Below are 24916 nucleotides of genomic sequence, written 5' to 3' on the forward strand. Positions count from 1 at the left end.
GAAAGCGGCCACTGGACGCTCGCCCCTCTTTCGGCCGGCGATGTTGCCCTGCCGATCGAGCGCGTTCATGATGGCGACGATTTCATATTCGAAAAAGCGGGATGGCCGATGCGTCTCTTTCTCGTTCGCCATGGCGAATCCCTCGGCAATATCAACGAGCAGGCCTACCGCCAGTTCGGCGATCATAACGTGCCGCTGACGGAATGGGGCTATCGCCAGGCGGCGGAGGCAGGCGCTGTCATCGCCTCGTACCTGAGAGGGTTGCCGAGCCAGGGGTTTCAGAAGCTGCATATCTGGTATTCGCCGTTTCTGCGCACGCGCCAGAGCAAGGATGCGCTGCTCGAAGCGCTGCCGGAAAACTTCGTCGGCGATGTCAGGGAAGATTATCTCCTGCGCGAGCAGGATTTCGGCCTCTTCACCGAAATATACGACCATGCCGAGCAGAAACAGAAATTCCCCGAGGAATTCGAAAAATGGGCGAGGCTGCGCAATAATAGCGGCAAGTTCTATGCGCGGCCGCCGGACGGCGAAAGCCGGGCAGATGTGGCGCAGCGGGTGCGTCTCTTCCTCCAGACCGTCATGCGCGAGGCCGAAAGCGGCAACCACAATGTCGCGATCGTCGGCCATGGCGTCACCAACCGGGCGGTCGAAATGAATTTCCTGCACCACTCCGTCGATTGGTTCGAGCGCTCCGACAATCCTGGGAATTCCGACGTCACGCTGATCGAGGGAACGCGTCTGCAAGGCTACGACACCACACTGCTGCACCAGGCCGCCGACCGGCAGCCGGGACAGGAGGACAGACTGCGCGATGCATATGGCGCTGATGTGACGATGACGCCGAAGCGCGGCGGATAGACCCCTCCCCAACCCCTCCCCACAAGGGGGAGGGACTAACGAGCGGCATCAACGGTGATAAACCCCGGCCTCTCCGCGGATGAAACGGTGAGTTAAAGAAGGACGGTGCGGCATCCTAGCCCCTCCCCCTTGTGGTCCCTTGTGGGGAGGGGTTGGGGCGGGGTTTTCTACGCTCTTCACGCAGCTCGCACCGCCGCCATCGGCTTCACGTTCTGATTCATCCGGAACAGGTTGTTGGGATCGTAGCGCAGCTTGATTTCCGAAAGGCGCGCATAATTGGCCCCGTAAGCCATTTCGACCCGGTCGGTCTCGTCCTCCGGCATGAAGTTGATGTAGGCAGTACCCACAGCATGCGGCTTGGTTGCCTCGAAAAGTTCGCGCGCCCAGCCAACGCAGTTTCCGTCCATCTCGGTTTCCCGCCAGCGTGCATGGACATTCATGACGAAATGCGAACTGCGCTGTGGAAATGCCGTGGCTTCGGTCGGCACGCGACCGGCGGCGCCGCCGACATGGCCGATGAATATTTCGCATTCCGGCCCCGGCAGCTTCCGCACCGCATCGATGAGAACCTCGATCGCCGCGTCGGAAAGGGAGGCGAAATCCTGGCTCTTCCAATAGTTACGGGCGCCTGGCGTTAGAAGCGGGTCGAATGCCTGCTGCCAGCCGATGAACGGCATTGGGCCGACGATGTCGGCGATCGGCTTTCCGATCCCGCGCAATCCAGCCGCCGCCTTTTCGCCCGCCGCCATGTCCCCGCAATAGCACATGGCGAGCACCACGATCTCCTTGCCATGCCACTCAGCCGGAAGGAACGGCAGCGGCGGCGCTTGGCGCATCACCACCCAGCAGGTCAGCTCGTCGGGTGCTGTTTCCAGCGCCTCCCGATACTCCCTGAGAACTTTTTCCGCATCGGCGAAGGGATGCACCACCAGTCCGGCGAAAACTTCGGGATGGAGCGGGTTGAGCTGGAATTCGAATGAGGTCACGACACCGAAATTGCCGCCGCCGCCGCGCAGCGCCCAAAACAGGTCCGGCCGCTCCGTGTCGCTCGCCTTCACCAGTTCGCCATCGGCCGTCACCACATCGACGGAAATCAGATTGTCGAGCGTCAGACCGAATTTCCGGGTGAGCCAGCCGAAACCGCCGCCGAGCGTCAGGCCGGCTATGCCGGTCGTGGAATTGATACCGGTTGGCAGCACCAGTCCGAAGGCCAGCGTTTCCTTGTCGACATCGCCGAGCGTGGCGCCGGGTTCGATCCTGGCGCGGCGTATCTCGGGATCGACCCGCACGGACTTCATCGGCGATAGGTCGATAACGACACCACCTTCGCAGACCGCATTGCCGGCAATGCCGTGCCCGCCGCCGCGCACCGAAACGAGCAGATTGTTGTCGCGCGCAAAGCGCACCGCGCGCACCACATCAGCCGCCCCTGCGCAGCGCGCAATCAGACCCGGCCGGCGATCGATCATCGCGTTCCAGATCGCCCGCGCCTCGCCGTAATTCATGTCTTTGCTGGTCAGGAGACTGCCGCGAAAACCAGCGGCAAACGCATCCATGGCCACGTCATTGACCATCGTCTGACCCCGTTGCAGGGTCGTGAGGTTCAAATTGTCCATGATTTCCTCCATGCGACCGGCGCCCCGCACCGTCGCGGCCGGCATCTTGCGCTCGCAGGGGGCGTCAAACAAGTTTTCCAAAAGGATTAGTACCGGCGATGACGGTACGTCAGGCCTACCCGCAGTACACGGCACTCGCTCTCGACGAAAACTTCTACCATCCCTCATTTCCATACTGTCGCCCGTATCTGATTGATGTATGGAGGGAACTCCAGAAAAAGACGTGCACGGAGGCGGCAATGGATCACCAGGATAAATCCAAGACGGACAAGAACCTGCCGGGCGGCGATCTCGACGAGCAGGCGCTCTTCTTCCATCGCTATCCCCGCCCCGGCAAGCTGGAGATCCAGGCGACCAAGCCGCTCGGCAATCAGCGCGACCTGGCGCTCGCCTATTCGCCTGGTGTTGCCGCCCCCTGCCTTGCCATCCGCGACAATCCGGAGATGGCGGCCGAATATACCTCGCGCGCCAATCTCGTCGCCGTCATTTCCAACGGCACCGCCGTGCTCGGTCTCGGCAATATCGGGCCGCTGGCTTCGAAGCCGGTCATGGAGGGCAAGGCCGTGCTCTTCAAGAAATTCGCCGGCATCGACGTCTTCGACATCGAGATCGACGCCGCAAGCGTCGATCAGATGGTCTCGACCGTTTCCTCGCTGGAGCCGACCTTCGGCGGCATCAACCTCGAAGACATCAAGGCGCCGGAATGTTTCGAGGTCGAGCGGCGCCTGCGCGAGAAGATGAAAATTCCGGTGTTCCACGATGACCAGCACGGCACCGCGATCATCGTCGCCGCCGCAATCCTGAACGGGCTGGAACTTGCCGGTAAAGCGATCGAGAACGTCAAGATCGTCGCCTCGGGCGCGGGAGCGGCCGCCCTTGCCTGCCTCAATCTGCTGGTGACGCTCGGCGCTAAACGCGAAAACATCTGGGTCCACGATATTGAAGGCCTGGTCTACGAGGGCCGCACCGAGCTGATGGACGAGTGGAAGTCCGTCTATGCCCAGAAGAGCGACACGCGCACCCTCGCCGAAAATATCGGCGGCGCCGATGTCTTCCTCGGTCTCTCGGCTGCAGGCGTCCTAAAGCCGGAGCTGCTGGCGCAAATGGCGGACAAGCCGCTGATCATGGCGCTCGCCAATCCGACGCCGGAGATTATGCCGGATCTCGCCCGCGCCGCCCGCCCCGACGCAATGATCTGCACTGGCCGCTCGGACTTTGCCAACCAGGTCAACAACGTCCTCTGCTTCCCCTACATCTTCCGCGGCGCGCTCGATTGCGGCGCCGAGACGATCAATGAGGAAATGAAGATGGCGGCCGTGCGCGCTATCGCAGCGCTTGCCCGCGAAGAACCCTCCGACGTCGCTGCCCGCGCCTATTCCGGCGAGACCCCGGTCTTCGGCCCCGACTATCTGATCCCTTCCCCCTTCGATCCGCGCCTCATCCTGCGCATCGCCCCTGCCGTCGCCAAGGCCGCCGAACGGAGCGGCGTCGCGCGCCGCCCGATCCAGGATTTCGACGCCTATCTCGATCAGCTGAACCGTTTCGTCTTCCGTTCCGGCTTCGTCATGAAGCCGATCTTCACGGCGGCAAAGACCGCCGAGCGCAAGCGCGTCATCTTCTCCGAAGGTGAGGATGAGCGCGTGTTGCGCGCCGCCCAGGTGCTGCTCGAGGAAGGCTTGGCCAAACCGATCCTGATCGGCCGCCCGCAGGTCATCGAGACGCGCCTCAAACGCTACGGGCTGCGCATCCGGCCGTTGCAGGATTTCGAGGTCATCAATCCGGAAGACGATCCGCGTTTCCGCGAATATGTCGATCTCTATTTCTCGCTCGTCGGCCGCCGCGGCGTCATCCCGGAAGCCGCCCGCACCATCGTGCGCACCAATACGACCGTCATCGGCGCGCTGGCGCTGAGGCGCGGCGAGGCCGATGCGCTGATCTGCGGCCTCGAAGGCCGTTATGAAAAGCACCTGCGCGACGTGCGTCAGATCATCGGCAAACGCAAGGATGTCCGCGATTTCTCGGCGCTGAGCCTGATGATCTCGCAGCGTGGCGCCACCTTCTTCACCGACACCTACGTCACTTTCAATCCGAGCGCCGAAGAGATCGCCGAGGCGACTGTCATGGCGGCCGAGGAAATCCGCCGCTTCGGCATCACGCCGCGCGCTGCCCTCGTCTCGCATTCCAACTTCGGCTCGCGCGAGTCCGAAAGCGCGACAAAGATGCGCAACGCGCTACAGCTTGTACGCGACGCTGCCCCCGATCTCGAAGTCGATGGCGAAATGCACGGCGAAAGCGCCATCACCGAAGCGCTACGCAAGCGCGTCATGCCGCACACCACGCTGCATGACGAGGCGAACCTCCTCGTCTTCCCGAACCTCGATGCCGCCAACATCACGCTCGGCGTTGTGAAGTCGATGACCGACGGCCTGCATGTCGGCCCGATCCTGCTCGGCGCCGCCATGCCGGCCCACATCCTCGCACCCTCGGTCACCTCTCGCGGCGTCGTCAACATGGCCGCACTCGCCGTCGTCGAGGCATCGCAGCCGGCGTGAAAGCTGCAGGCTGCTGATAAAGTCGGCAGGGCCTATTTCGTGATGCTCGGGCTTGTCCCGAGCATCTCCAGCGGTTGATATGCTAGAGATGTCACGCACCCTGTACCGATAGCCGTCCTCCATCCGCAAGCTCATCCGCGCGTTCGTTGCCGGCGATGCCGCAATGACCCTTGCACCAGGCAATGGTTACCAGGGCATTCTGTGATAGTTGAAGATCGACCGCTTTCCAGAGTTCCGCATTAGCGATGGTCCGGGTTCGGGCGTTCCCATTCGGACCGCTTTTCTTCCAGCCGTTATTCTTCCAAATGTGCCGCCTGTCGTTGCAGCCTTTGACGGCATAGATCGAATCCGACCAGATGGTCGCGGCTTCGCCCGTTGCTTCGCTATTGATCCACATGACTGCCTGCAAGACGGCGGTCAATTCCATCGAATTATTGGCGGAATCACGCACACCGCCGAAGCTGGACGCGATTTCCGCCGCCTCGCGATAGACGACAAAGGCCCAGCCTCCGTGCCCGGAACAGGGGTCATAACAACCGTCCACGAAGACGTGGAGCCCGTGTTGAGCTTCCGGCACCCCGGCTGTCATTGCGGGGGAGCATAGCTCGTTGGAAATGACTGCCATTTTCGCCTTCGCTAAGCCCGTTGCCCGAAGCGGACATTGGAATTGTACCTTCCGTTGTGTCAACTAATGATGTCAGCGACGCCGATGGTCTGGCAGCCGCTTCTGGCCTTGGCCCAAAGCAGGCATTGCTCTGGGCCAAAGGCTGAACGGTCTGGAGACGGCGACGTCAGTTGTTCGCAGATCGTTTGGGAGGCTCGGCCAGGTTGATCCGGTTGCCCTCACCGTCGAATATCTGAGCCACGCGCCCAAAGTCGCCTTCGATTTTGTTGGCGAGTTGCAAGCCCTGACGCGAAAGCCTTTCGAGCTCAACCTCGAGCTCGGGGACGACGATCGTTATGATCCCGTTGCCGGCGCGTTCGTCATCCTTCCAGACCTGCAGGCCGGCTCCGCCCATATTACGCCACTGAGCCATGCCCGGTATCGGTTTGCTATCTGCGGGACGTCCCATGAGCTTCTCATACCAGATGAGCGCCTCGTCAAAGTTGGAAACGGCGGCGGAGGCGAAGATGCTCTGGACAGTTATTGAAGTGGTGGTCATGTCGTACTCCTTGGTTGGACAAACGGATGTCGTGGAGGAGTTGTCGATTTCGACAGGCCGCGCAAAAAAGCTCGCATCAACACAAAACTTTTGAGCGCTGTTCTTCGAGGTGGCGTCGTTCTGCCTCCGACCAACACAATCCGATAGCGATCGTGAAAGCTTCCGCCGCCTCGACATGCCTGCCTAGATCGGCGCAAATCTGCGCGCGGGCCGTCCAATACGGCAGGTAGTCGGCCATTCGCGGATCGCGGGCAAGCGCATGTATGTCATCAAGAGCCGCGTCCACCTGCCCTATCCGCATGAGGGCCAGGCACCGATTGAGTGTCACGACAGGCGACGGGGCAATCCTGCCCAGCACGTCATAGAGAGAAACGACGGCCTGCCAGTTTGAGATACCGCTCAAACGGCGCGCGACATGAGCAGATTGGATGGCCGCCTCGATCTGGTAGCGGCCGGTCGGACCGTTTGCATTTGCTTCTCTGAGGAGTCCTTCGGCGAGGCGCAATTGCTTGCGATCCCAAAGTGCGACATCCTGGCTGTCCAGCGGTACGAATGCGCCGTCGGGGCCTCTGCGAGACGATCGCCGCGCCTCCGTATAAAGCATCAACGCGAGAAGACCTTTCGGTTCCGGCTCTTGCGGAAGCAGGGATACGACCACGCTTGCGAGCCAGATTGCCTCTTGTCCAAGCGCTTCCGCCCCGTCGATGTCCATCCACCCGCTGGTATAGGCGGCATAGATGGAGGCGAGTACCGGCGGCAAGCGGTGCGACAGTTGCTCCTTCGTCGGCACGAGGAACGGAATTTTCTGATCTCTGATCCTCGCCTTGGCTCTTACAAGCCTCTGCCCCATGGCCGCAGGAGAGACAAGAAACCGCGCGGCGATGTCTGCAGCGGTCAGGCCCAGCACGGTCTGCAGGATCAGCGGCGTTCGCGCGGACGCATCGATGCCAGGATGCGCGCAGGCAAACATGAGCGCCAGTCGCCTGTCCGCAATCTCCTCGTCCATTTCCGCCGCGGTCGAGAGTTCCTCGGTAATGAGAGCAAGATGATCGGCGCTCTTCGCCTTCACTTTGTGCCTGCGCCAGTCATCGAGCTTGCGCCTGCGCGCGATGGTCAACAGCCAGGCATCGGGGTTGTCGGGCACGCCATCGACCGGCCATTTTTCGAGAGCCGTGAGGAAAGCCGTCGCGAGCGCATCCTCGGCGGACGCGATATCACCCAAACGTCCTCCAAGATAGGCGACGAGACGGCCATAGCTCTCGCGCGCCACTCGCTCTGCGACACCTCGGGCAACGGTAGAAGCCGAAACCGTCATCCTGCATATTCCGACGCATCCCTGATGCGACGAACTTCAACGGTTCCCCAGGTCGCGGCAGGGCAGCGTGCCGCCCATTTGTTGGCCTCGTCCATATCGGCGACGTCGATGATAAAGTACCCACCGAACTGTTCGCGAACATCGGCATAAGGGCCGTCCAGAACGCTGACCTCGTTTCCTTGAACACGAACGAGACTGGCCTCAGAGGAGCTGACGAGCGCATTGCTCGAGACGAACGCAGCCGCCTTCTCCAGCGCTTGTTGATAGGCATACATCTGCCCCATGAAACGCGCCATGTCCTCGGGCGCTATGGAGTTCCCGGCAGTTTCGTCCGCATGCAGCATCAGCATGTAGCGCATTGCTTCATCCTCAGTGAAAGCCAATTCCCCACAGGAACGAGCGCCGAGAATAACAATTCGTATGAAGAAGGGAACTGCTGTTGACGGCTGCAGTGTCCGCCTCCGGGTGCAATGCTGTGCCGACTTACCTGACGGAAGATTACCTGCGTCTTCTGGATAAAATCTCGAAAATGCGCTAGGAATTGATCCAAGCTTATTAAGAGAAACACGTTAAGAGACAAGGTACGGCGGATGGACGCCACCCTTGACCGATCGACACTTTCTCATTCCCGGACAACGCCGTGAAACGCCGACACCTGTCTCTTGCTCTTGTGCTTGCGCTGGCATCGCCGGCCGCCGCACAAAGCAGCGCTATTTGCAATGACTTGCGCGGTCGCCTTGCCGACCTACCACGATCGATCGGCAACAATAACGGTCCGGAAGCGCGCCAATATGCCAGCGCAATCGCCGAGCAAAACCTCGAATTGCGCAAAGTCCGCAACGATCTGCGCAGCTATGGCTGCACCTCAGGCAGCATGGTCGTGATCGGCGGTGAGAATGCCGATTTTTGCGCCGAGCTTTCTGACGCCGAAGCCCGGATGATCGATAATATCCGTTATCTCCAGGACCGCCGCAACGAGCTGCGCAGCCAGGCCGGCGATGACGACGCGCGCCGAGAATTGACGGCGGCACTCGAACGCAATGGCTGCAACAGCGAAAATTTCTATGCCCCGACAGAGCGCAGCGCCAGCGAGCCCGCCCCAAGCGTAGAGGAACAGGCGATGCGCACCGACACATTCATCCCGCTCGGCGGCGGTGAAGAGGCCGATCCGCGTTATGGTCTGCCGAGGACCGAAATGTTTTCGCCGGTCAGCACCATCTGCGTTCGCAGCTGCGACGGCGGCTTCTTCCCGATCAGTTCGAACACCACCTCGGTCGATTTCGGCCGCGATGCCCAGACCTGCGCCAAGATGTGCCCCGACATCGAGACCGAGCTCTTTTATCGCGACGTGACCAGCACCGAAGCCTCGAACATGATTTCGGCCGCAACGGGTGCGCCCTATAGCGCCATGAAGAACGCCTTTGCCTACAAGAACCGCGCGCCTGGCGAAAAAAATTCCTGCGCCTGCAATCTCACCGCCTATTACGAGGAGATGCGCGGCAAGCAGGCCCTGAGCGAACCGCCGCAGCAGGGCTCGATCACGACGGTCCGCACCAATCCGCCGGCGAAAGATACCGCGGCAGCATCAGCCCCGCCGCAGCCATCCGTTCCCGAACGTCCCTACGACCCCACGCAGAACAAGGTCCGTCAGGTCGGCCCGCAATTCCTTGCCGGCGACCAGGGCTCGATCGACCTTGCCAATCCGGCAACGGCGGGCCCGCAACCACAACAGCAGTAATCGCTAAGGGTCGTTGCGTCCCCATCCATCATGGAACACGAGTTCCTCGAGCGGTAGCCGCTGCCGCCAACCTTTGACCGAGAGTTCCGGTTCATCATAAAGCCGGTCGACAAAGCCGGCACAGAGCCACGCGACCACCTCGATATGCTCGGGTATGCCGAGAATTGTTTTCAGGTCGCCTTCACGAAAGATGCTGACCCAGCCGATGCCGACCCCTTCGGCGCGGGCCGCAAGCCAGAGATTCTGGATTGCGCAAACGGTCGAATAGGAATCCATCCGCGGATTGTGCGTCCGTCCCAGCACCACGCTGCCGCCGCGGGTGGGATCGCAGGTCACGCATATGCCGAGCGGCGCCTCCACGATGCCTTCGAGCTTGAGGGAGCGGTACGCCTGCCGCCGTTCGCCGTCGAACATCAGTGCCGCCTCTTCGTTGGCCTTTGCAAAAGCGTCCCGGACACGCGCGCGCACGGATTCGCTTTTCACCAGGATGAAGTTCCACGGCTGCAGGAAGCCGACGGAGGGAGCGTGATGGGCGGCCGTCAGAAGCCGCGCCACGACATCGTCCGGCAACGGATCGGGCAGGAACTGGCTGCGCACGTCGCGTCGGGTCATGATCGCGTGATACACGGCCTCGCGTTCGGCCGGAGAAAAACCGGATGCCTCCGACAGGGCATCCTCAACAAAGGGTCGCATCGTCAAATCCCCAACAACGCAACCGCCCGCCGTCCGCGCGGGTTGGGTCTATCTTGCCAGGCCGGTCTTCTGACTTGGCGTCATCCGTCTGCCGCAGCCTTCCCGGCAAAAGCCAGTGGCATGATGAGGCGGCGAGCGTCGGCCTTACAGCGTTGGGCACGTTCCGGTCTTGCACCGGATTCCCGATTCTCCCGCGTGAAAGCGGGCACCTGACGAGGTATCTATTTCAGGAAAGCGCTTCGCGGGCAAGCGGAGGCAGCCGAGCCCGAGGAGGCCGTTAGGCAAACAGCGATTTTTCCGCCTGACATGCCGGTGAACAGGCGGCGGCTGGTCACGACCACGCTCGCAAACGCATTAGAGACTGCTGCACGCCCAAGCCCTCTTTCGGGCCGCAGATTCTGCGTGACAACGGAAGGCCGCCACGCTAAACACGCCGCATGTCGATCACTTCTGTCTACGCCTCGCGATTTTATTGGTACCGCTGCTCCCAGCGGATGCGGGCCCGTGCGTAACTGAATTCGACGCGACGACCACCCGAACAGCCGCTAGTCTACCTGGCGGCTTTTTTTGTTTCCGCACGGTATGACCAAACAGGAGCCACACCGTGCCCGATACCATTGATGATCTGCGTATCCTCGAAATCACCCCGCTGACCAAACCCGCAGATATCATCGCGGAAATCCCCCGAACCGTTGCCGTCAGCGAGACGGTGACCAGCAACCGTCATGCGATCCATCGGATCCTCGAGGGAGAAGACGACCGCCTGATCGTCGTCATCGGCCCCTGCTCCATCCACGATCCGGTTGCCGCACGCGAATATGCCGCGCGGCTGGCCGAGCAGCGACAGCGCTTCTCCAGTGATCTGGAAATCGTCATGCGCGTCTATTTCGAAAAGCCCCGCACCACGGTCGGCTGGAAGGGTCTGATGAACGACCCGCATCTCGACGGCAGCTACCGCATCGAGGAAGGGCTTCGCATTGCCAGGCGCCTGCTGCTCGACATCAACGCAATGGGCCTGCCCGCTGGCGTCGAATTCCTCGAGACGATCACGCCGCAATACATTGCCGACCTTGTCAGCTGGGGCGCGATCGGCGCGCGTACGACCGAAAGCCAGATCCATCGCCAGCTCGCCTCCGGCCTCTCCTGCCCGATCGGCTTCAAGAACGGCACCGACGGCGGCGCTCGCGTCGCACTCGACGCGATTATGGCCGCATCACAACCGCATCACTTCCCGGCCGTTACCAAGGACGGACAGGCGGCAATCGCCTCGACAAAGGGCAATGAGGACTGCCACATCATTCTGCGCGGCGGCAAGCGGCCGAATTACGAGGCGGCCGATGTCGAAGCCGTCACAGCGGAATGCCTTAAACTCGGCGTCGCCCCGCGCATCCTCATCGACGCCAGCCATGCCAACAGCGGCAAAGACCCGATGAACCAGCCGCTCGTCGTCCATTCCGTGGCCTCGCAGATCGCCGCCGGAAACTATCATATCAAGGGCATGATGGTGGAAAGCAACCTCGTCGCCGGCCGCCAGGATCTCGTTCCCGGCAAGCCGCTGGTCTACGGCCAGTCTATCACCGATGGCTGCATCGACTGGAACATGTCGGTGACGGTATTGGAAGACCTGGCGAAAGCCGCTGGCGCGCGGCGCAAGGCGGCAGCGGCTTAATCAGCCGGGAAATAGCGCACATAAGCGAATTCTTCGCCATCAGGAGACCAGCAGGGCACATTGATCGTGCCCTGCCCACCGAAAAGTTCGAACAGCGTTTTCAGGTTGCCGCCATCCATGTCCATCAGCCGCAGCCGCACGTCGAGATCGCGCGGATGATCGAAAACCGAGGGGTCATAGGACAGGATCAGCACCTTGTCATTTTTCGGCGACGGATGGGCGAACCAGTTGCCCTGATTGTCCGACGTTACCTGCTCGAGGCCCGTGCCGTCGGGGTGGATACGCCAAATCTGCATCAGCCCGGTGCGGCTGGAATTGAAGTAGATCCATTGTCCGTCGGCCGAATAATCCGGTCCATCGTTGCGGCCCTCGCCATGCGTCAGCCGCGTTTCGGCGCCGCCGTCGACGGAGATCGTATAGATATCGAAGAGGTCGTCGCGAATGCCGCAATAGGCGAGCTGGCGGCCATCAGGCGACCAGCCATGCCAGTAGGAGGGCTGGTTCCGGGTGACGAGCCGCGGCGTTCCGCCTTCGATCGGCAGGATATAGATGGCCGACTTGCCGAATTCGGTCTTGTCCGAGATGACGATTTCGGTGCCATCAGGTGAAATGCCGTGATCATTGTTGCAATTGACGGCAAAGCCCGTATCGACCCTGACCACCTCGCCGCCATCGAGCGGCAGCCGGAAGAGCAGCCCGTCGCCGTTGAGCAGCAGGTAGGAACCATCAGGCGAGAAGTTCGGCGCTTCCACCAGCCTGTCCGTTTGCCAGACCTCGCGAGCCCTGCCCGTCCCCACATTATAGATCTCGACCGAGCTGCGCATGTTGCCTCACTGATATGTCGATTGCGTCAGCGATCGCGGAATCGATTGGTGATTGGATAGCGCCGGTCGCGGCCGAAATTCTTCTTGGTGATCTTCACGCCCGGCGCCGATTGCCGGCGCTTATATTCGGCGAGATAGAGCAGATGCTCGACCCGGTGAACGGTCGCTACGTCATGGCCGCGCGCGACGATCTCCTCAACAGCCATTTCCTTCTCCACCAGGCACTCGAGAATATCGTCGAGAACGGGATAAGGCGGCAGCGAATCCTGATCCTTTTGATCGGGACGCAGCTCGGCCGATGGTGCCTTGTCGATGATATTCTGCGGAATCACTTCACCCGACGGGCCTAGCGCGCCCGGCGGCACATTCTCGTTGCGCCAGCGGGCTAGCGCATAGACCTGCATCTTGTAGAGGTCCTTGATCGGATTGAAGCCGCCGTTCATGTCGCCATACAGCGTGGCGTAGCCGACCGACATTTCCGACTTGTTGCCCGTCGTCACCACCATCGCGCCGAACTTGTTGGAGATCGCCATCAGGATGACGCCGCGCGCGCGGCTCTGCAAGTTCTCCTCGGTGATTCCGCTCTCCGTACCCTCGAAGAGGTTGGACAGCGAGCTGCTGAAGCCGGTTACCGGCTGCTCGATCGGTACGATGTCATAGCGGCAGCCGAGCGCCTTGGCGCAGTCGGCTGCATCCTTCAGTGAATCTTCCGACGTGTAACGATAGGGCAGCATCACCGTTCGCACCCGCTCCTCTCCGAGAGCATCGACCGCGATCGCTGTGCAGATCGCTGAGTCGATGCCGCCGGAAAGGCCGAGAACGACAGTTTTGAAACCGTTTTTATTGACGTAGTCGCGGAAGCCAAGCAGGCAGGCGCGATAATCGGCCTCCTCACCCTCGGGGATACGCGCCATCGGCCCTTCGGCGCAGTGCCAGCCGGCTTCCCCACGTTTCCATGTCGTCACTGCAAGCGCTGTCTCGAACTGGCTCATCTGGAAGGCGAGCGATTTGTCGGCGTTGAAGGCGAAGCTCGCCCCGTCGAACACGAGCTCGTCCTGCCCTCCGAGCTGGGCGGCATAGATCAGCGGCAGGCCGGTCTCGATCACCTGCTTCAGTACCACCTGGTGACGGATATCGACCTTACCGCGATAATAGGGAGACCCGTTCGGCGACAGCAGGATCTCCGCCCCGCTTTCAGCCAGCGTCTCGCAAACGCCGAGATCACCCCAGATATCTTCGCAGATCGGAATGCCGAGCCGCACGCCGCGGAAATTGACCGGCCCCGGCATCGCCCCCTGCACGAAGACCCGCTTCTCATCGAACTCACCGTAATTCGGCAGATCGACCTTGTCGCGCACTGCGATAACCTTGCCGCCGTCGAGCACGGCGACGGAATTATAACGCCCCCTCTCGTCCTGCCTGGGGAATCCGATGACGACGCCCGGCCCACCATCGGCGGTGTCCGCCGCAAGGCTTTCCACCGCCTTCCAGCAGGCGCGGATGAAGGCCGGCTTCAGCACCAGGTCCTCCGGCGGATAGCCGGAGATGAAAAGCTCGGTCAACACGAGCAGATGCGCGCCCTCTCGGCCTGCATCAGCGCGTGCTTCACGTGCCTTGGCAAGATTGCCGGCGACATCACCGACCGTGGGATTGAGCTGGCCGATAGCGATGCGGAAGATATCGGAGAGAGCGTTTTCCTGTGTCATGTCATTTGTTTAGCCTGCGGCTCCCGTTACCGCAACACGTTCGCGACCAAAGCGTTGCACCGAGCTCACGAATTTTTCGTGAACAGGCGCGCTGGAGGCTTACGGCACCGATGCATTGCAATTTACCGGCGGAGCGGAATACTGACGCACGAAAGCGGCAGCATCGTTAACGGTCATCGGAAACAGGCCATGAATAATTTTTCGAACTTCGTGCACCATCATTTCGACAAACCGGCCGACGAACTCGGCGACACGGAAAAGCGCGTGCTGGCGAAAGCGCACGAGCGCAAGATCATCTCGACCGATGTCAACGCCGCCTTTTCTGCCGAGGCCTCTTTTGGAGAACGCATCGCCGACAGCATCGCCCGTGTCGGCGGCTCATGGTCCTTCATCCTCGGCTTCCTGGCCTTCCTCGTCGTCTGGACGATAATCAACACCATCGTTTTGGCGAGTGGCGCTTTCGATCCCTATCCGTTCGTCTTCCTGAACCTGATCTTGTCGATGCTCGCCGCGATCCAGGCGCCGATCATCATGATGTCGCAGAATCGTCAGGCTGAGCGCGACCGCTTCGAGGCAGCCAAGGATTACGAAGTCAATCTCAAAGCCGAACTCGAAGTGCTCTCCCTGCACCAGAAGATCGATATGCGCGTCCTGACCGAGCTGACGGCGCTGCGCGAAGACGTCGCTCGTCTCAACGCCGCGCTCGCAGCCAAGACCTGACGCGGGGCATCCTCAAATCAACGGGGCGGATACCTGTCATATTGCGGCAGACCATCTGATATCTCGTAGAAATCCCCCTTGTCGATGCAATAAATGTGATGGCTGAAGGCTAGGCCGCTCGGTTCGTCGAAAGCGCCTGCCAGGACCGAAACCTCCACGGCTTCATCCCCCTGCCAAAACAGCGCGGAGCCGCAATTGGCGCAGAAGCCGCGTTGCGCCTCACCGCTCGACCGATACCAGCGGACGGCGCCGGGATTCTCCACCGAAAGCGCCACGCGCGGCACGTTGACCGCGGCATAATAGAGTCCCGTCTGCCGGCGGCATTGGGAACAGTGGCAACCGACGACAGGCCCTGGCTTTGCCCGAATTGAAAATCGCACGGCGCCGCAAAGACAACCGCCTGTATGGTGTTCGCTCATGATCGCTCTCCCCTCGCTCCTGGAGAAACTTGCGGCCACGAGACCTCGTCGTCAAATCCATTCCCCTGAACGAATGATCAGAAATCTTGAAGCGTTCACGGGTGGCGGCGGCCTTCGGATGTTGCCCTTTGACAACACCCGCCGATCTCCTCTCGTCACCGCGTTGAACCGGACACTGTTATCGGTGATACTATAGGCTCAATTTATGCAACCGCCGGGAGACTGACATGAGAGCGACCCTGTCCAGACAGAAAGGAAACATCGCCCACAAGGACATTCTGCTTCATGCACACGCCATTCTCTCGCGCGAGGAAAAGCTCGCGACGCCATAACCTCTTTCTGAACTTCTTCCGCGACTATTCGAGCGCCACTGAACGCGAGCAGCGCTGGTCGCGCATGCGCAAGTTCATCTCCTATTACCGCCCGCATCTGCCTTTGCTGCTGGCGGATCTGCTTTGCGCCATACTCGTGGCCGGCACCGCCGTGGCATTGCCCCTCTGCGCCAACATCGTCACGAGCCGGCTTCTGGCTCTGCCTGATGCCCCCGAGGCCTTCGCGCAGATCCTTGCCATGGGCGGTGTGATGCTGGCCGTTCTCGCTGTCCAGATATCGGCGATCTTCTTCGTCGATTATCGCGGCCATGTCATGGGCGCCCGCATCGAAGCGACGGTGCGGCAGGAACTCTTCGAGCATTGCCAGAAGCTGTCCTTCAGCTTCTATGATCGCCAGCGCACCGGGCAATTGATGAGCCGCATCACCAACGATTCCCTCTGGCTGGGCGAGCTCTTTCACCACGGCCCCGAGGATCTCTCCATCGCCGTTCTGAAATATGGCGGCGCCATGCTGGTGCTGTTCTTCATCGACCCGTTGCTGGCGACCCTCATTCTGCTGCTCACCCCGGTGGCGGTGGCCTATGCACTCTATTTCAACCGGCGCATGAACCATGCGCTCGAAGCCAGCAAGCGGCAGATCGCCGCCGTCAATGAGCGCGTCGAGGATGCGCTGGCGGGCATCCGTGTCGTCCAGTCCTTCGCCAACGAGGCGCTGGAACGGCAGCGTTTCGCGGCGCAGAACCAGCGTTTCCTGCAAAGCCGCGCCGAGGGCTACCGCAGCGAGGCCTGGTTTTCCGTCGGCACCGAAACCTTCGCCCAGCTCGTCACCATATTGGTGATCATCGCAGGAGGCCTGCGCATCCTGACGGCGGACCTGACCGTCCCGGATATGCTGACCTTCCTGCTCTGCGTCGGCGTGCTGGTCGATCCCGTGCAGCGGCTCGCGAATTTCGTGCGCCTCTGGCAGGAGGGATATACCGGCTTTATCAGGGCCATGGAAATCCTCGAGATCGATCCCGATATCACCGATCGGCCGAATGCGCGTCCGATGCCGGCGCCGAGAGGCGAGATCAGCTTTTCCGACGTCGCCTTCGGCTACGAAGCCGATGGTCCGAGGGTGCTGGAGCGGCTTTCCCTCACCATCGCCCCCGGAGAGTTTGTCGCCCTGGTCGGCCCTTCGGGAGTGGGCAAGAGCACGCTTTGCGCGCTGATACCACGCTTCTACGATGTCGAGGCGGGCGCAATCCGCATCGACGGAAGCGATATCCGCGACGTCACGCTGGCGTCACTGCGGCGCCATGTCGGGGTGGTGCAGCAGGATGTCTATCTCTTTGCCGGCACTGTTGCGGAAAACCTGCGCTACGGCAGGCCGGATGCGACCGATGCCGAGCTCGAAACGGCGGCCCGCGCCGCCAATGCGCATGATTTCATCATGGCCCTGCCCAATGGCTATGACACCGACATCGGCCAGCGCGGCGTCAAGCTCTCCGGCGGCCAGCGCCAGCGCATCACCATCGCCCGCGCCTTCCTGAAAGATCCGGAAATCCTGATCTTCGACGAGGCGACCAGCGCGCTCGACAATGAGAGCGAACGGGCGGTGCAGCAGGCGCTCCTGAGCTTGGCGAACGGCCGCACCACCCTGGTCATCGCCCACCGCCTCTCGACGGTCCGCCATGCCGACCGCATCCTGGTCCTGACGGGCGATGGCATCGTTGAACAGGGAACACATGACGCGCTCATGGCGCAAGGCGGCGTCTACGCCAACCTGCACAGCGTTCAGGCGAGTATCTGAAAAGCAATAAAAAACCCGGCGTCACGCCGGGTTTTTGTCATCCGTTTCGGCCTGTCCTCAGCCGTTGGCGACCATGCGCTTCTCGTCGCGGCCGCCCTTCATGCGCTCGGCAAGCAGGAAGGCGAGCTCGAGCGCCTGGTCGGAGTTGAGGCGCGGATCGCAGTGCGTGTGATAGCGGTCCTGCAGGTCGTCGGCGGTGACTGCGCGAGCACCGCCGGTGCATTCCGTCACGTCCTTGCCGGTCATTTCGACATGGATGCCGCCGGGATGCGTGCCTTCGGCGCGGTGGATCTGGAAGAAGCTTTCGACTTCCGACAGAATCCGTTCGAAGGGACGGGTCTTGTAGTTGTTGAGCGTGATTGTGTTGCCGTGCATGGGATCGCAGGACCAGACGACCTTGCGGCCCTCACGCTCGACAGCGCGAATGAGACGCGGCAGATTTTCGGCGACTTTTTCATGACCGAAGCGGCAGATCAGCGTCAGGCGGCCGGCTTCATTGCCCGGATTCAGGATGTCGATCAGTTGCAGCAGATCGTCGGCCTGTAGCGATGGGCCGCATTTCAGGCCGATCGGGTTCTTGATGCCGCGGCAATATTCGACATGCGCATGGTCGGCCTGGCGCGTGCGGTCGCCGATCCAGATCATGTGGCCTGACGTGGCATACCAGTCGCCGGAGGTGGAATCGATGCGGGTCAGTGCCTCCTCATAGCCGAGCAGCAGCGCTTCATGGCTGGTGAAGAAATCGGTCTCGCGCAGGCTCGGATGGTTTTCCGAGGTGATGCCGATCGCCTTCATGAAATCCATGGTTTCGCTGATGCGGTCGGCAAGCTTGCGGTAACGCTCGCCCTGCGGGCTGTCCTTGACGAAGCCGAGCATCCACTGATGCACGTTTTCGAGATTGGCGTAACCGCCCATCGCGAAGGCACGCAGAAGGTTTAGCGTCGCGGCCGACTGGCGATAGGCCATGGCCTGCCGGTCCGGGTTCGGAATGCGTGACTCCTCGGTGAATTCGATGCCGTTGATGATGTCGCCGCGATAGGCGGGCAGTGTCACGTCGCCCTGCTTCTCGACGTTCGATGAGCGCGGCTTTGCGAACTGGCCGGCGATGCGGCCGACCTTGACGACCGGCAGCTGCGCGCCGAAGGTCAGCACCACAGCCATCTGCAGGAAGGCGCGGAAGAAATCACGGATATTGTCAGCGCCGTGTTCGGCGAAGCTCTCGGCGCAGTCGCCGCCCTGCAGCAGGAAACCGTTGCCTTCGGCCACATTGGCGAGATGCTTCTTCAGGCGGCGCGCTTCGCCTGCGAAGACGAGCGGCGGATAGCTGGCGAGCTGGGCCTCCGTCGCCGCCAAAGCAGCTGCGTCGGGATATTCGGGAACCTGCAGTATCGGTTTCTGCCGCCAGCTGCTCGGGGTCCAGTTCTCTGCCATTTCACTAACCTCACTCACATCCATTCCTCGGATGCCCTGTCTTAATATCCGGCGGCTTATAGACCTTTAGATCAAGCTTGCAAAGGCCAATCACCGGAAGCTTTAAACCAGCATATACCATGTCGATTTCCCCATATTTCAGACTTTGCATGTAGAAGCTGAAGGAGTTTCAACATCGGGGACATGTCATGGCGATCCTTTCGCCCGGCTTCATATTGGACCGCTCGGGTAATTTCGGCATCATGACGGCATTGCTGATGGTGCCGCTCGTGGGTGCGGCCGGCATGGCGGTGGATGTGGCCCACGCACTGAGCCTGAGAACGCAGCTCTACGCCGCCGCCGATGCTGCGGCCGTCGGTTCGATCGCCGAAAAATCGGGCGCGGTCGCCGCCGCAATGACAATGAGCGGCAACGGCACGGTCTCGCTTGGCAAAACCGACGCTCGTAACATCTTCATGTCCCAGACGTCGGGTGAGCTGACCGACATTCATATCGATCTCGGCATCGACGTCACCAAGACCGCCAATAAGCTGAACTCGCAGGTTTCCTTCACCGCGACCGTGCCGACGACCTTCATGCGCATTTTTGGCAGGGATTCGATCACCATCTCCGGCACGGCGACAGCCGAATACCAGACTGCCGCCTTCATGGATTTCTACATCCTGCTCGACAACACGCCTTCCATGGGCGTCGGCGCGACCGCAACCGACGTTTCGAAGCTGCAAGCCAAGACCGGCTGCGCTTTTGCCTGTCACCAGATGGACCAGAGCACCAACAACTACACAATAGCCAAGAACCTCGGCGTCACCATGCGTATCGACGTGGTTCGCCAGGCAACCCAGGCGCTGACCGATACGGCCAAGGCCGAGCGCGTCAGCAGCGATCAGTTTCGGATGGGTGTCTACACTTTCGGCACCAAGGCCGAGGACGCGAAGCTGACGACGATTTCCGGCCTCACCTCCGACCTGACAAAGGTCAAGAATTATACCGACGCGGTCGACCTGATGACAATTCCTTACCAGAATTACAACAGTGACCAGCTCACGAGCTTCGACAGCGCGATGACGCAGATCAACACGATCATAGACCCTGCGGGCGACGGAACCTCGAATATCAGCCCTGAAAAAATCCTGTTTTTCGTCGCCGACGGCGTCGGCGACAGCTACAAGCCCTCGACATGTACCAAAAAGACGACCGGCGGTCGCTGCCAGGAGCCGATCGACACGAGTTTCTGCAAGCCGCTGAAGGACCGCGGCGTCAAGATCGCCGTGCTCTATACCACTTACCTGCCGCTGCCCAGCAACAACTGGTACAACACCTGGATCAAGCCCTTCCAGAGCGAGATACCGACGAAAATGCAGGCCTGCGCCTCACCCGGCCTTTATTTCGAAGTCACGCCGACCGACGGCATTGCCGACGCGATGAAAGCACTTTTCCTCAAAGTCATCCGCGCGCCGCGCATCACCAGTTGACAGGGCTCAGAGGCGCTGCCCATCACGGATGCGGTAGCTCGGCGCATACATGGTGACGAGCTCTTCGGCCGCGGTCGGGTGCAGCGCCATCGTCCGATCGAAATCATCCTTGGTGCAGCCGGCCTTGAGCGTGACGCCGAGTAGCTGCGCCATCTCGCCGGCATCGTGCCCGAGGATATGAGCCCCCACTACCTTGCGGCTCGCAGATTCGACGATCAGTTTCATGATCATTCGCTCGGGCCGGCCGGAAAGCGTCGCTTTCAGCGGTCGGAACTGGGCGCGGTATACTTCGAGCTCACTGTGCCGCTTGCCCGCCTCCTCTTCCGACAGGCCGACCGTGCCGATCTCGGGCTGTGAGAAGACGGCAGTGGGGATCAGTTCATGGTCCGGCCGGGTCGGATTGTTCTTGTACTCGGTCTCGATGAAGCACATCGCCTCGTGAATCGCCACCGGCGTCAGCTGTACCCGATTGGTGACATCGCCGAGAGCATAGATATTTTCGATATTGGTACGGGAATAATCGTCGACGATGATGGCGCCGCGCTCGTCCATGGCGACGCCGGCTGCCTCGAGGCCGAGGCCTTCCGTATTCGGATCGCGCCCGAGCGCCAGCATGACGACATCGGCCTGCAACGTGCCGCTGTTCAGCGTCTCCAGCACGAGCCCGTCCTCGGCGTTCGAAACCTGCTGCAGCGTGTCATGGCAGAGGATGCGGATGCCCTTGGCGACCATTGCCTCGTGCAGGCCCCGCCTCAGATCCTCGTCGAAGCGAGACAGGATTTCGGCGCCGCGATAGATCAGCGTCGTCGCCACGCCGAGGCCATGGAAGATATTGGCGAATTCGACGGCGATGTAACCGCCGCCTGCGATCACGATCGATTTCGGCAGTTCGTCGAGATGAAAGGCGTCGTTGGAGGAAATGCAAAGCTCGTGACCGGGAAGCGCGACATGCGGGTTCGGGCGTCCGCCGGTCGCGACCACGATTGTCTTGGCCGTCACCGTCTGCCCTGTTTTCACGAGCCGCACCGTATGGGCATCGACGAGCTCGGCGCGCGTTTCCAGGATCTCGGCATTGGCGCCGGCGAGCCCCTTCTTGTAGAGGCCTTCCAGCCGCGCGATCTCCGCATCCTTGGCGGCCACCAGCTTCTTCCAGTCGAAGCTGCTTTGGCCGACCGTCCAGCCGAAACCCGCTGCATCCTCGAAGTGCTCGTGGAACTGCGAAGCATAGACGAAGAGTTTCTTCGGCACGCAACCGCGGATGACGCATGTCCCGCCATAGCGATATTCCTCCGCGATCGCCACCTTCTTGCCGAGCGAGGCGGCGACGCGCGCAGCGCGCACACCTCCGGAACCACCGCCGATGACGAAAAGGTCGTAATCATAGGAAGACATGAGAAGCTCCGGAAGGGGAATCGCAGGAAGGACGTTCCTGATATAGGGGCGATCATCATGAAAACAAAAGCCCTGCTCCTGCGTCTTCCCGTACTCCATTGCCGAATCTTGATCGGAAGTTGCCTCGGTCAGCGTTTACGGTTGACCGCGTCGGCAGAGGCTGGCAGGCAATGCACGAGACTGAAAGGATGCCGGAGCAAAAGATGGATCAAACTCTCTTCGCCAACCTGTGCAGGGCCGGCAAGTTCAAGGAAGCGCTCAACCTCGCCATCCAGGGCCACGAGGGCGAGAAATTCACGCCCAGCCGCTTTGCCATGGACAAGAAAACAGGGCTGCCGATCTTCTACCGCGGCAACAAGCGCGTAGAGCCGGATGAGACTGGCGTATGGCAGTTGGCCAAGAGTTCGAAGGACTGGGGCTGATCACCCTTGGCGTATTTTCTCTCTCGGGGATTTGCCGCTCTCAGCCGGTAATGCGGAAATCCCTCGGCATATTATCAAGCTGAGCCGCTTCCGTCTCGACGCTTGAGACCGATGCCCCTGCAGGTCCGCGCCTCAAACGCTCGATCATTGTCGAAATCGCGTTGTCCGCTCCAGCGATCAAGGCGGAGACAGATCCGTCCGCTTCGTTGCGCACCCAACCCGTTACGCCGAGCCGCAGCGCCTCATCGCGTGTCCACATGCGAAAACCGACACCTTGGACTCTGCCCGATATCCGCACTCGCACCGCCTCGTCATGATCGGACATATCGCCTCACCAAAACCTAGCCGCTATTTGCCGGGTCCATCATAGCAAAAAAGCCCGGACGATGCCGGGCTTTTGCAAATCTGCGGAGGCAGCCCTTACTTCTGGGCAGCCGGGGCCGGCGCCGGAGCGGGTGCCGGAGCCACTGGGCTGTCGGTTGCCGGCGGCGGCGCCTTGATGACCTTGGACAGTTCGGCATTGCTCTGCTTTTCCAAGTCTCGCGAAATGCCTTGCGCCCAGATGTCGGCAGCCTTGGCCGTTTCGCGGGAGGCGACCGGACCATCGCGCAGCAGCTTCTTGCCGACGTCGGAATTATAGAAATCCGCAATCGCCTTCAGCTCGTCGACCGTGAAAGCCTTGGCATAGGTGAGCGCCGCCTCCTTTTCGAGATCCCCGCGGCGCGGCGCCAGCTTCAGCGCCTGCGCGTCGACCGTCGATGAAATGATGTCCTGATAGTTCGGCGAATCCTGGATCAGGCCGGCCTTCAGGCGCTCGGCGAGGCCAGGCAGGATATTGTCGAACTGGGCAGTGGCGCCGATGGCGTCGATCGCGGCACGAGACGCCTTGAGCTGCTCCTCGGAGACCTCCTGCGCCTTGACGGCGGAGCCGAAGGCAAGCCCGGAAAGAACGAGGGTCGCAGCGGCGAGACGGCCAAGACCTGCAATGTTCATCATGAGTGTATGCTCCTGTTATCTGTTTGCCTGCAGTGTGCGCGCACCCGCAGGACCGGCGATGATCGCAAGTGCCGCCATATTGATAAAGAGCCCGTGTTCAACGACGCCGGGTATGGAATTCAGCTCGCTCGAAAGCGCCTCTGCATCAGGAATGCGGCCAAAAGATGCATCGATGATGTGATGGCCCCCATCCGTGGTAAACTCTCCGTCACCGGACTGGCGCAGGTTGAGTTCGCCGGAAAGGCCGAGCCGGGCGGCAACCTTTTCGATGGCGATCCGCGTCGAGACGAGACCGAACGGATTGACCTCGATCGGCAGCGCGAAGGCGCCGAGTGTTTCGACCAGCTTGCTCTCGTCGGCGATGACGATCATCCTCTGCGACGCTGCAGCGACGATCTTTTCGCGCAGCAGCGCGCCGCCGCCGCCCTTGATCAGCCTGAGCGCTGGATCGACCTCGTCGGCGCCGTCGACCGTCAGATCGAGCGTCGGCAGCTCGTCAAGCGACTTCAGCGGAACACCGAGCTCGACACAGAGCCGCGCCGTTCGCTCGGATGTCGGAACACCTTCGACCTGGAAGCCGCCTGCGACTTTCTCCGCCAGCAGGCGGACGAATTCTTCCGCTGTACTCCCAGTTCCGATGCCGAGACGCATCCCGCTTTCGACATGGGCGAGCGCGGCCTCGGCGGCCTTGATCTTCATTTCGCGCGCATCCATGCGCCGCCAGCTCCGAATTATTACGTTGGATGTGCTGTTTACACGGCTCGCCTGGCAAACGAAAGTCAAAATCATCACGGAAAATGAAAAGCCGAAACAAACGCCTGCGGCTTCCCGCTAATCCTCAGGCCGTTGCTTTCCGCCCCGCGATCGCCTACCTCAGGAAAAATATCATCATTCCCGGAAATGACGCGTTCCATCGACGCCGCTCGCAAGACGCCCATCGCACAAAGAGGCAAACCCCTTGACCCCTGCCCCCGCCCCGCTCGTCGTCTTCGATCTCGACGGCACCCTCCTCGACACCCATGCCGATCTCGTCGAAAGCCTGAACCATACGATCGCAGCGCTCGGCCTCGAACCGGTCAGTTATGACGACCTCACCCATCTCGTCGGCCAGGGGGCGCGGGTGATGATCGAGCGCGCCTGCCGGCTGCGCGGCCATTCGCTCGCGGAAGATGGCCTGCCGCTGCTGGTGGAACGCTTCGTCGCCCATTATGCCGGCAACATGCCCGGCCATACGGAACCCTATCCCGGTCTGGTCGCCGCGCTGAACCGCCTGAAATCCGCTGGCTACCGTCTCGCCGTCTGCACCAACAAGATGGAGAGCCTCGCGCTCGGTCTGCTCGACAAGCTCGAACTCGTCAGCTATTTCGAAGCCGTCACCGGCGGCGACACCTTCCAATACCGCAAGCCCGACGCTCGCCACCTCACCGGCACCATCGAGCGCGCCGGCGGCGATATTTCCCGAACCGTGATGATCGGCGACAGCATCAACGATATCGCAGTGGCCAGGAACGCCGCCGTGCCGTCGATTGCAGTTCCTTTCGGCTACTCGGATGTGCCCGTCTCAAGCCTCGATCCGGATGTCATCATTACCCATTACGATGAACTGACGCCGGAATTGGTGGAAGGTTTGCTGAAGGGTTCTGCGGCCAAAGTTGCCGTTTAGAGACGAGGCTGGCTCTTGTCCTCTGGCGGCATTCGGTGAGGCACCCCCTCTGGTCTGCCGACCATCTCCCCCACAAGGGGGGAGATTGGCCAGAAGCCTAACCTTCGCGCATCACTAACGTTGCGCAGCTTGCGGCGCCGATT

At 61.2% G+C, this 24916-nt stretch carries 23 protein-coding genes and 1 riboswitch; of the genes, 9 read left to right on the forward strand and 14 right to left on the reverse strand.

Going from position 1 to position 24916, the window contains the following annotated elements; genetic code table 11:
- The first annotated feature begins 108 nt into the window (after positions 1–108).
- Complete coding sequence (locus tag AMK02_RS11920) at positions 109–858, forward strand: histidine phosphatase family protein (protein WP_064802996.1); 750 nt, start codon at positions 109–111, stop codon at positions 856–858.
- Positions 859–1034: 176 nt separating this feature from the next.
- Here the strand turns inward: AMK02_RS11920 and AMK02_RS11925 are convergent, their stop codons facing one another.
- The gene (locus AMK02_RS11925; RefSeq protein ID WP_064806165.1) at positions 1035–2474 is read right to left on the reverse strand and encodes an FAD-binding oxidoreductase; all 1440 of its coding nucleotides are present in this window, start codon (positions 2472–2474) and stop codon (positions 1035–1037) included.
- 239 nt (positions 2475–2713) lie between these two features.
- On the opposite strand from AMK02_RS11925, the gene AMK02_RS11930 reads away from it, so the two are divergent.
- The gene (locus tag AMK02_RS11930) at positions 2714–5026 is read left to right on the forward strand and encodes an NADP-dependent malic enzyme (protein ID WP_064802998.1); all 2313 of its coding nucleotides are present in this window, start codon (positions 2714–2716) and stop codon (positions 5024–5026) included.
- Between the two features lie 91 nt (positions 5027–5117).
- Here the strand turns inward: AMK02_RS11930 and AMK02_RS11935 are convergent, their stop codons facing one another.
- The 4 genes from AMK02_RS11935 to AMK02_RS11950 form a co-directional block, all read right to left on the reverse strand.
- Positions 5118–5651 carry a ribonuclease H family protein gene (locus tag AMK02_RS11935; RefSeq protein WP_064803000.1) on the reverse strand — a complete coding sequence of 178 codons (534 nt, stop codon included), beginning with the start codon at positions 5649–5651 and terminating at the stop codon, positions 5118–5120.
- A gap of 166 nt (positions 5652–5817) precedes the next feature.
- Positions 5818–6189: a VOC family protein gene (locus AMK02_RS11940; protein ID WP_082929660.1), complete on the reverse strand. Its 372-nt coding sequence runs from the start codon at positions 6187–6189 to the stop codon at positions 5818–5820.
- A gap of 76 nt (positions 6190–6265) precedes the next feature.
- Positions 6266–7504, reverse strand: coding sequence for an RNA polymerase sigma factor (locus AMK02_RS11945; protein ID WP_064803002.1), 1239 nt, complete (start codon positions 7502–7504; stop codon positions 6266–6268).
- Positions 7501–7863 carry a YciI family protein gene (locus AMK02_RS11950; RefSeq protein ID WP_064803004.1) on the reverse strand — a complete coding sequence of 121 codons (363 nt, stop codon included), beginning with the start codon at positions 7861–7863 and terminating at the stop codon, positions 7501–7503. Before AMK02_RS11950 ends, AMK02_RS11945 begins: the two co-directional genes overlap by 4 nt.
- 281 nt (positions 7864–8144) lie before the next feature.
- Here AMK02_RS11950 and AMK02_RS11955 point away from each other — a divergent pair, with 281 nt between their 5' ends.
- Positions 8145–9242, forward strand: a complete 1098-nt coding sequence (locus AMK02_RS11955) for a DUF2865 domain-containing protein (RefSeq protein ID WP_064803006.1) — start codon at positions 8145–8147, stop codon at positions 9240–9242.
- Between the two features lie 3 nt (positions 9243–9245).
- Here the strand turns inward: AMK02_RS11955 and bluB are convergent, their stop codons facing one another.
- A complete protein-coding gene (gene bluB / locus AMK02_RS11960; RefSeq protein WP_064803008.1) occupies positions 9246–9935 on the reverse strand; it encodes a 5,6-dimethylbenzimidazole synthase in 690 nt (229 codons plus the stop codon).
- A 42-nt stretch (positions 9936–9977) separates the two neighbouring features.
- Positions 9978–10163: riboswitch (cobalamin riboswitch) on the reverse strand.
- A gap of 376 nt (positions 10164–10539) precedes the next feature.
- On the opposite strand from bluB, the gene AMK02_RS11965 reads away from it, so the two are divergent.
- Positions 10540–11604: a 3-deoxy-7-phosphoheptulonate synthase gene (locus AMK02_RS11965; protein WP_064803010.1), complete on the forward strand. Its 1065-nt coding sequence runs from the start codon at positions 10540–10542 to the stop codon at positions 11602–11604.
- Here the strand turns inward: AMK02_RS11965 and AMK02_RS11970 are convergent.
- Together AMK02_RS11970 and AMK02_RS11975 are read right to left on the reverse strand one after the other, a co-directional pair.
- On the reverse strand, positions 11601–12428 hold the full coding sequence (locus tag AMK02_RS11970; protein WP_064803012.1) for a TolB family protein: 828 nt from the start codon (positions 12426–12428) through the stop codon (positions 11601–11603). The two genes, AMK02_RS11965 and AMK02_RS11970, sit on opposite strands and share 4 nt — an antisense overlap.
- A gap of 26 nt (positions 12429–12454) precedes the next feature.
- Positions 12455–14134 carry an NAD+ synthase gene (locus AMK02_RS11975; protein ID WP_064803013.1) on the reverse strand — a complete coding sequence of 560 codons (1680 nt, stop codon included), beginning with the start codon at positions 14132–14134 and terminating at the stop codon, positions 12455–12457.
- Positions 14135–14323: 189 nt separating this feature from the next.
- Between AMK02_RS11975 and AMK02_RS11980 the strand changes: the two genes are divergently transcribed.
- On the forward strand, positions 14324–14854 hold the full coding sequence (locus AMK02_RS11980; protein ID WP_064803015.1) for a DUF1003 domain-containing protein: 531 nt from the start codon (positions 14324–14326) through the stop codon (positions 14852–14854).
- Between the two features lie 17 nt (positions 14855–14871).
- Here the strand turns inward: AMK02_RS11980 and AMK02_RS11985 are convergent, their stop codons facing one another.
- Complete coding sequence (locus tag AMK02_RS11985) at positions 14872–15273, reverse strand: GFA family protein (RefSeq protein ID WP_064803016.1); 402 nt, start codon at positions 15271–15273, stop codon at positions 14872–14874.
- Positions 15274–15558: 285 nt separating this feature from the next.
- Here AMK02_RS11985 and AMK02_RS11990 point away from each other — a divergent pair, with 285 nt between their 5' ends.
- The gene (locus tag AMK02_RS11990) at positions 15559–17397 is read left to right on the forward strand and encodes an ABC transporter ATP-binding protein (protein WP_064803018.1); all 1839 of its coding nucleotides are present in this window, start codon (positions 15559–15561) and stop codon (positions 17395–17397) included.
- A gap of 57 nt (positions 17398–17454) precedes the next feature.
- On the opposite strand, the gene AMK02_RS11995 is transcribed toward AMK02_RS11990, so the two are convergent.
- Positions 17455–18828, reverse strand: a complete 1374-nt coding sequence (locus AMK02_RS11995) for a class II 3-deoxy-7-phosphoheptulonate synthase (RefSeq protein WP_064803019.1) — start codon at positions 18826–18828, stop codon at positions 17455–17457.
- Between the two features lie 188 nt (positions 18829–19016).
- Between AMK02_RS11995 and AMK02_RS12000 the strand changes: the two genes are divergently transcribed.
- Entirely contained in the window at positions 19017–20300 is a 1284-nt protein-coding gene (locus AMK02_RS12000) for a pilus assembly protein TadG-related protein (RefSeq protein ID WP_064803021.1), read from the forward strand.
- Positions 20301–20306: 6 nt separating this feature from the next.
- Here the strand turns inward: AMK02_RS12000 and gor are convergent, their stop codons facing one another.
- Positions 20307–21692 carry a glutathione-disulfide reductase gene (gene gor / locus AMK02_RS12005; protein WP_064806169.1) on the reverse strand — a complete coding sequence of 462 codons (1386 nt, stop codon included), beginning with the start codon at positions 21690–21692 and terminating at the stop codon, positions 20307–20309.
- Positions 21693–21895: 203 nt separating this feature from the next.
- On the opposite strand from gor, the gene AMK02_RS12010 reads away from it, so the two are divergent.
- Positions 21896–22114 (forward strand): hypothetical protein, encoded by a 219-nt coding sequence (locus AMK02_RS12010; RefSeq protein WP_041678876.1) that lies wholly within the window; start codon positions 21896–21898, stop codon positions 22112–22114.
- Positions 22115–22154: 40 nt separating this feature from the next.
- Here AMK02_RS12010 and AMK02_RS12015 read toward each other — a convergent pair whose 3' ends face one another.
- From AMK02_RS12015 to rpiA, 3 genes are all read right to left on the reverse strand, one after another.
- Positions 22155–22439, reverse strand: a complete 285-nt coding sequence (locus tag AMK02_RS12015) for an acylphosphatase (protein WP_064803023.1) — start codon at positions 22437–22439, stop codon at positions 22155–22157.
- Between the two features lie 95 nt (positions 22440–22534).
- Positions 22535–23110, reverse strand: coding sequence for a DUF2059 domain-containing protein (locus AMK02_RS12020; RefSeq protein ID WP_064803025.1), 576 nt, complete (start codon positions 23108–23110; stop codon positions 22535–22537).
- Between the two features lie 15 nt (positions 23111–23125).
- Positions 23126–23824 (reverse strand): ribose-5-phosphate isomerase RpiA, encoded by a 699-nt coding sequence (gene rpiA, locus AMK02_RS12025; protein WP_064803031.1) that lies wholly within the window; start codon positions 23822–23824, stop codon positions 23126–23128.
- Between the two features lie 244 nt (positions 23825–24068).
- On the opposite strand from rpiA, the gene AMK02_RS12030 reads away from it, so the two are divergent.
- Positions 24069–24773, forward strand: coding sequence for an HAD family hydrolase (locus AMK02_RS12030; RefSeq protein WP_064803033.1), 705 nt, complete (start codon positions 24069–24071; stop codon positions 24771–24773).
- Positions 24774–24916 lie beyond the last annotated feature (143 nt).

This window comes from Rhizobium sp. N731 (genome assembly GCF_001664145.1).
Lineage (GTDB): Bacteria > Pseudomonadota > Alphaproteobacteria > Rhizobiales > Rhizobiaceae > Rhizobium > Rhizobium esperanzae.

Excerpts from the sequence above, each read along its gene's own strand:
- AMK02_RS11920 (WP_064802996.1), top strand. The coding sequence starts at position 109 with ATGCGTCTCTTTCTCGTTCGCCATGGCGAATCCCTCGGCAATATCAAC.
- AMK02_RS11925 (WP_064806165.1), bottom strand. The coding sequence starts at position 2,474 with ATGGACAATTTGAACCTCACGACCCTGCAACGGGGTCAGACGATGGTC.
- AMK02_RS11930 (WP_064802998.1), top strand. The coding sequence starts at position 2,714 with ATGGATCACCAGGATAAATCCAAGACGGACAAGAACCTGCCGGGCGGC.
- AMK02_RS11935 (WP_064803000.1), bottom strand. The coding sequence starts at position 5,651 with ATGGCAGTCATTTCCAACGAGCTATGCTCCCCCGCAATGACAGCCGGG.
- AMK02_RS11940 (WP_082929660.1), bottom strand. The coding sequence starts at position 6,189 with ATGACCACCACTTCAATAACTGTCCAGAGCATCTTCGCCTCCGCCGCC.
- AMK02_RS11945 (WP_064803002.1), bottom strand. The coding sequence starts at position 7,504 with ATGACGGTTTCGGCTTCTACCGTTGCCCGAGGTGTCGCAGAGCGAGTG.
- AMK02_RS11950 (WP_064803004.1), bottom strand. The coding sequence starts at position 7,863 with ATGCGCTACATGCTGATGCTGCATGCGGACGAAACTGCCGGGAACTCC.
- bluB (WP_064803008.1), bottom strand. The coding sequence starts at position 9,935 with ATGCGACCCTTTGTTGAGGATGCCCTGTCGGAGGCATCCGGTTTTTCT.
- AMK02_RS11970 (WP_064803012.1), bottom strand. The coding sequence starts at position 12,428 with ATGCGCAGCTCGGTCGAGATCTATAATGTGGGGACGGGCAGGGCTCGC.
- AMK02_RS11975 (WP_064803013.1), bottom strand. The coding sequence starts at position 14,134 with ATGACACAGGAAAACGCTCTCTCCGATATCTTCCGCATCGCTATCGGC.
- AMK02_RS11980 (WP_064803015.1), top strand. The coding sequence starts at position 14,324 with ATGAATAATTTTTCGAACTTCGTGCACCATCATTTCGACAAACCGGCC.
- AMK02_RS11985 (WP_064803016.1), bottom strand. The coding sequence starts at position 15,273 with ATGAGCGAACACCATACAGGCGGTTGTCTTTGCGGCGCCGTGCGATTT.
- AMK02_RS11990 (WP_064803018.1), top strand. The coding sequence starts at position 15,559 with ATGCACACGCCATTCTCTCGCGCGAGGAAAAGCTCGCGACGCCATAAC.
- AMK02_RS11995 (WP_064803019.1), bottom strand. The coding sequence starts at position 18,828 with ATGGCAGAGAACTGGACCCCGAGCAGCTGGCGGCAGAAACCGATACTG.
- AMK02_RS12000 (WP_064803021.1), top strand. The coding sequence starts at position 19,017 with ATGGCGATCCTTTCGCCCGGCTTCATATTGGACCGCTCGGGTAATTTC.
- gor (WP_064806169.1), bottom strand. The coding sequence starts at position 21,692 with ATGTCTTCCTATGATTACGACCTTTTCGTCATCGGCGGTGGTTCCGGA.
- AMK02_RS12010 (WP_041678876.1), top strand. The coding sequence starts at position 21,896 with ATGGATCAAACTCTCTTCGCCAACCTGTGCAGGGCCGGCAAGTTCAAG.
- AMK02_RS12015 (WP_064803023.1), bottom strand. The coding sequence starts at position 22,439 with ATGTCCGATCATGACGAGGCGGTGCGAGTGCGGATATCGGGCAGAGTC.
- AMK02_RS12020 (WP_064803025.1), bottom strand. The coding sequence starts at position 23,110 with ATGATGAACATTGCAGGTCTTGGCCGTCTCGCCGCTGCGACCCTCGTT.
- rpiA (WP_064803031.1), bottom strand. The coding sequence starts at position 23,824 with ATGGATGCGCGCGAAATGAAGATCAAGGCCGCCGAGGCCGCGCTCGCC.